Raw genomic sequence first — 5,573 nt, 5'->3', positions numbered from 1 at the left:
GCCGGGCGCCCGAGTCGACGCCGGGCCGTGTGTATCGCTCCAGGGAGCGGACGGAGGCGTGGCGGGAGCGGGCCAGTGGCGAATCGGGGTGGAGGCGCCGTCTTCCGTCGTGCGTCAGGGCGCTGTGCCAGGGCGGTGCAGGGTTCAGCCGTCCATGCCTCGATGTCCTGGGGTGTGGAGAGATGGTTGGCTGCCTGGGTCATCCCCCCAGATCCTCCGTCACAGGCAGGCACTCGGCGAGCAGGTCGACGACGTCGCGCCAGGCTCGCTGGGCGTGCCGTGGGTGGTAGCCGACGCCGGCTACCACGGGTGGCTGACCGGCGGGTGGTGGAAGGCGTGCAGGGCGCCGCCGTAGACCGTGAGGCGCCAGTCGACGCCCGCGGCCTGCATCTCAGCGGTGAACGCGTTCCGTTGCGCGGGCGGCATGATCGGGTCTTCCGACCCGACCCCGGCCCACACCGGGCAGCCAATGCGCGCCGCCTCGCCCGGTCGGCCCGTGGTAGTCGCGTTGACTGTCCCGATCGCGCGCAGGTCGACGCCATCGCGCCCGAGTTCCAGCGCGATGGCGCCCCCGGTGCCGTAGCCGACGGCGGCGATCCGGTCGGGGTCGGTCCGCGCTTCCGTGCGCAACACGTCGAGCGCCGCATGGCCGATGCCCCGCATCCGGTCGGGGTCGGCGAGCAGCGGCATGCAACGGGCCAGCATCTCCTCGGGGTCACCCAAATAGCGCCCACCGTGAAGGTCGAAGGCCAGCGCTACGTATCCCAGCTCGGCGAGAGCATCGGCCCTGCGGCGCTCGACGTCGCTGAGCCCCATGCCCTCTGGTCCGAGCAGCACCGCAGGCCTGCGGTCGACACCGGCCGGGAGGGCGAGGTGCCCGATCATCGTCAAACCGTCGGCCGGGTACGCGACCGTACGCGTCGCAATCGTCGTCATGGGACTGGACTGTAGTGATCGTCGACCCCGGTCCGGCCGGTGTTCTGCCGCTGGCAGAACACCGCGGGTATTTCGGACGGATCGGCAAGTACAGCACCGATGAACTCGTCATCCAGCCCGAGGCGTACGACCCGGAACTCGACGTCGACTTCACCCTGCTGCGCGAGCAGGACCTGATCCCCGCCGGCCTCGTCCTGGCCGCCTGAACCGTGAGGTGAACTAGCTGGTGACACCCTTCACGTGAGCACCCGGCGGCGCCTCGTAGCTTGTCCTCCAGCTGTCGGCGAAGGAACTTCGCATCGGACTCGGCCCTCTCGCCCGCGTCGGCGAGGACGACCTCCACCAGGTAGGACCCCGGCGTTCACACCCCCGTCGGCCTCCCTCCCCTCTCGACTCTTGCTTCATCTATCGAGATTCGATAGATTCCCATCGCAAGTCGATGGAAGGATGGGTCATGGGAAAGCTGACAGTGGGTGCTCTGCGCGCCGTGCTCGTGGTGGTGCTCGCCGGCACGCTGTTCGTACAGGCATCGATGGTGTGGGCGCTGGCCACCGACCCGGAGGACGGGTCGCTCCCGCTGACCCCGCTGCGCCTGGTCACGATCCTGGGCATGGTGTCCGCTCAGGTCGCCCTGGTCTGCGTATGGCGACTGGTGACGATGGTGCGACGCGGAACCGTGTTCTCGCACGCCGCCTTCCGGTACGTGGACTTCGTGATCGGGTCCATTGTCGCGGCCGGCCTCGTGTGGTTCGCGGTCACCGCCCTCAATGCGCCCGGCCAGCGGGAAGACCCGGGCGTCACTCTCATCATGGGCGGGGTCGGCCTGGCCATCCTGGGAGTCGCGCTCATCGTGCTCGTGCTGCGGATGCTCCTCGCCCAAGCCGTTGCGCGCGACACCGAAGCGGCGCAGATGCAGGGCGAGCTGGACGAGGTGATCTGATGCCGATCGCCGTCGACATCGACGTGATGCTGGCCAGGCGGAAGATGTCCGTGGGTGAGCTCGCGGACCGGGTCGGGATCACGCCCGCCAACCTGGCGGTGCTCAAGAACGGCCGCGCCAAGGCCGTGCGCTTCGCGACGCTTGCCGCGCTCTGCGAGGTGCTGGAGTGCCAGCCGGGTGACCTGCTGCGCTGGGAGACCGAGGACACCGCAGGCGAATGAACCGAGCCTGCTGACGCGGCCCGCCCCAGGGGCAGCGCCATCGCCCCCTCGGCTTCGGCCCCCACGGGCACCGCCATCAGCCCTCTGCCCAGCCCCCACAGGCAGCGCCATCGCCCCCTCGACGTCGTCGGACCGAAGGAAACCGACCAACGATCCTTTGGGTTCTTTTGGGAAAACCGCTGGTGTGGTTGCCGGAGCCGGGCAATCCGTCTGTGGTGATACGAATTGGTTTTGTTGGTCTGACCCTGCTCGCGGCTCTGGGAGCAGGGAGCGCGGCGGCGTGGATTTCACCGTGGTGGTGGGTCGCCTGTGTGCTGCTCGCTCTGCTGGGCCTGCTCGGCGTGTGGGATCTCGTACAGCGCAGACACTCGGTGCTGCGCAACTATCCCGTGATCGGGCACGCCCGTTTCCTCCTGGAGGGGCTCCGACCCGAACTCCAGCAGTATTTCGTGGAGCGGAATTTCGACGGACGGCCCTTCGACCGGGACGTGCGCAGCATTGTGTACGAGCGGGCGAAGGGCACGGACGCCGAGGAGCCGTTCGGTACGGAGCGGGACGTCTACCAGCCCGGTCACGAGTTCCTCGTGCCGTCGATGGCTCCCTGCGCGGTTCCTGAGACGCCGCCGCGGGTCCGGACAGGCGGCCCCGACTGCACCCAGCCGTACGACATGGCCCTGCTCAATGTCTCCGCGATGAGCTTCGGCTCACTCTCGGCAAATGCGGTCCTGGCACTCAACGGCGGTGCGGCGAGCGGAAATTTTGCTCATGACACGGGCGAGGGCGGCATTTCGGAGTATCACCTGCGCCCCGGAGGAGACCTTGTCTGGGAGATCGGCACCGGCTACTTCGGATGCCGGACCGAGGACGGCGCATTCGACGCTGAGAAGTTCGCCGAACGGGCAGCGCACGACCACGTGAAATGTGTATCGCTCAAGTTGTCGCAGGGCGCCAAGCCCGGCATCGGCGGTGTGTTGCCGGGAGCGAAAGTCAATGCGGAGATCGCGCAGGTGCGAGGGGTGCCGCAGGGGCGGACGGTCGTCTCGCCCCCGTACCACCGGGTCTTTTCCACACCGCGTGAACTGGTTCGCTTCGTGGCGCGGATGCGGGAACTCTCGGGTGGCAAACCCACAGGCTTCAAGCTCTGCATCGGTTCGCGCCGGCAGTTTCTCGCCGTGTGCAAGGCCATGGTGGAGGAGGGCACAGCACCCGACTTCATCATCGTGGACGGGGCCGAGGGCGGCACAGGCGCCGCGCCGCTGGAGTTCGCCGACCACGTCGGCACGCCCCTCACCGATGGTCTGCTCACCGTGCACAACGCACTGGTCGGCGCCGGCCTGCGGGACCGGATCAGGATCGGGGCCAGTGGCAAGATCGCCACGGGCGCGGACCTGGTCAAGAGGCTTCTCCAGGGCGCCGATTATGTGAACTCGGCCCGCGCGATGATGTTCGCCGTGGGGTGCATACAGGCGCAGCGCTGTCACACCAACACCTGTCCCACCGGTGTCACCACACAGGATCCCCGGCGTGCTCGCGCGCTGGACGTCGCGGACAAATCGGTGCGGGTCCAGAGATTCCAGCAGGCGACGGTGGCCAGCGCGCTCCAGATCATGGCCTCCATGGGCGTCACGGATCCGGAACAACTACGTCCGCACATGCTCCAACGCCGCATCGATCCCTACACCCTGCGTTCCTTCGACGAAATGTACGAATGGCTCGAGCCGGGGCAGCTGCTTGTCGCGCCCCCCTCGTCCTGGGCTGCCGACTGGAAAGCCGCAGACCCCGACCACTTTGCTGTCTGACCAGGAGGACCTTGTGCCCGTACCGTTGCCCGCGTCATCGTGGACGCCCTGTCCGAACTCGGCGTACATCAGGTGTTCGGCGTCGTCGGAGACGCCCTCAACCCGCTGACGGAAGCCATTCGGCTCACCGAGGACGTCGAGTGGGTGGGATGCCGTCACGAGGAGGCCGCAGCGTTCGCCGCGAGTGCCCAGTCCCAGCTCTCCGGCAACCTCGGCGTCTGTATGGGAACCGTCGGACCGGGTTCGATCCACCTGCTCAACGGTCTCTACGACGCGGCCAAGAGCCGCACTCCCGTCCTGGCGATCGCGGGACAGGTGCCGGTGGCGGACATCGGCAGTGACTCCTTCCAGGAGGTCGACAACGACGCCCTCTTCAGCGACGTCGCGGTGTTCCGTGCCACGGTTTCCTCCCCCGATCAGCTGCCCAGATGCTCGAGGCGGCCGTTCGCAACGCGCTGGGCCGCAAGGGCGTTGCCGTGCTCACCGTGCCGGGTGACATCGGTGACCGGAAGCTGAGCACGGACCGTGAGGCCCGCTTCTCCCTGAGCAGCACGGTGACACGGCCGGAGGAATCCGCCGTCCGCAGCGCGGCCGGCCTCCTGGAACGTGCCGGTCGGGTGACCCTCCTCGTCGGCCAGGGTGCCCGCGCAGCCCGTGCGGACGTACTGGCGCTCGCCGACCGTCTGGCTGCTCCGATGGTGCTCACCCTGAAGGCCAAGGAGGGGTTCGAGGGTGACGGCAACCCCTTCCAGGTCGGCCAGACGGGGCTGATCGGCAATCCGGCCGCGGCTTCCGCGATGCAGGACGCCGACACACTCCTCCTGCTGGGCACGGACTTTCCCTACCGTGAGTGGTATCCGCAGGGCCGCACCGTCATTCAGGTGGACACCGAGCCCACCCACATCGGACGTCGGGTCCCGGTGGAGGCGGGCCTCGTCGGCGACGTGGGCGCCACGGTCCGTGATCTTCTCGAGTGCCTGGGGCCGGGGAAGGGCGCGACCGCAAGCACCTGGACAAGGCACGCAAGGAGTTCGAGACGTGGCGTGACGGGCAGGCGCGGCTGGCGGACCCGAAGCACGACGAGCAGACGGCCGGGCGGCTCCGCGCGGCGTTCGACAACCCCGAGCACGGGATCAGGCCCGAGGCGCTTGCCGCCACTGTCGACCGGCTCGCCGCCGATGACGCCGTCTTCACCTCCGACACCGGAATGGCCACGGTATGGCTCTCACGGTTCTTGGAGATGCGCGGTGAGCGGCGGCTGCTCGGCTCGTACAACCTCGGATCCATGGCCAACGCGATGCCGCACGCACTTGGCGCACAGTGCCTGGACCGGCAACGCCAGGTGGTCGCGTTCTGTGGCGACGGTGGCCTCAGCATGCTGCTCGGCGACCTCATGACCCTCAAGACCGGCAAGCTCCCCGTCAAGCTGATCGTCTTCGACAACCGGCGCCTCGGCATGGTCAAGCTGGAGCAGGAACAGGCCGGCCTGCCCGAGTTCGGCACCGAGCTGGACAACCCGGACTTCGCCGCGGTGGCCACGGCCATGGGCATCACCGGCATTCGCGTGACGGACCCCGGCGAGTTGGAGGAATCGGTACGACGAGCCCTCGACACACCGGGGCCGGTTCTCCTCGACGTACTCACGAACCCTGACGAGATGGCCGTACCGGCCAAGCC

Annotated in this window: 4 protein-coding genes and 2 pseudogenes; 5 read left to right on the top strand and 1 reads right to left on the bottom strand. The window is 68.3% G+C overall.

What is annotated here, in order from left to right; genetic code table 11:
• Window positions 1-199: 199 nt before the first annotated feature.
• Window positions 200-936, bottom strand: a pseudogene (locus tag LNW71_RS35025) (dienelactone hydrolase family protein).
• A 14-nt stretch (window positions 937-950) separates the two neighbouring features.
• On the opposite strand from LNW71_RS35025, the gene LNW71_RS35020 reads away from it, so the two are divergent.
• From LNW71_RS35020 to LNW71_RS35000, 5 genes and pseudogenes are all read left to right on the top strand, one after another.
• Window positions 951-1,142, top strand: a complete 192-nt coding sequence (locus tag LNW71_RS35020; protein WP_250972271.1) for a hypothetical protein — start codon at window positions 951-953, stop codon at window positions 1,140-1,142.
• Between the two features lie 248 nt (window positions 1,143-1,390).
• The gene (locus tag LNW71_RS35015) at window positions 1,391-1,876 is read left to right on the top strand and encodes a DUF2975 domain-containing protein (RefSeq protein WP_250972270.1); all 486 of its coding nucleotides are present in this window, start codon (window positions 1,391-1,393) and stop codon (window positions 1,874-1,876) included.
• Complete coding sequence (locus LNW71_RS35010) at window positions 1,876-2,097, top strand: helix-turn-helix transcriptional regulator (protein ID WP_250972269.1); 222 nt, start codon at window positions 1,876-1,878, stop codon at window positions 2,095-2,097. Before LNW71_RS35015 ends, LNW71_RS35010 begins: the two co-directional genes overlap by 1 nt.
• A 215-nt stretch (window positions 2,098-2,312) precedes the next feature.
• Window positions 2,313-3,896: an FMN-binding glutamate synthase family protein gene (locus tag LNW71_RS35005; protein ID WP_250972272.1), complete on the top strand. Its 1,584-nt coding sequence runs from the start codon at window positions 2,313-2,315 to the stop codon at window positions 3,894-3,896.
• A 39-nt stretch (window positions 3,897-3,935) separates the two neighbouring features.
• Window positions 3,936-5,573, top strand: a pseudogene (locus LNW71_RS35000) (thiamine pyrophosphate-dependent enzyme); the annotation flags it as partial.

This window comes from Streptomyces sp. RKAG290, assembly GCF_023701695.1.
In the GTDB taxonomy this organism is placed as follows: domain Bacteria; phylum Actinomycetota; class Actinomycetes; order Streptomycetales; family Streptomycetaceae; genus Streptomyces.
Note: the sequence above shows the minus strand (reverse complement) of the source record. Positions and strands in the feature narration are given on the sequence as shown.

Bases quoted from the DNA above. Each gene is read 5' to 3' on its own strand.
- LNW71_RS35015 (WP_250972270.1), top strand. From the start codon at position 1,391: ATGGGAAAGCTGACAGTGGGTGCTCTGCGCGCCGTGCTCGTGGTGGTG.
- LNW71_RS35010 (WP_250972269.1), top strand. From the start codon at position 1,876: ATGCCGATCGCCGTCGACATCGACGTGATGCTGGCCAGGCGGAAGATG.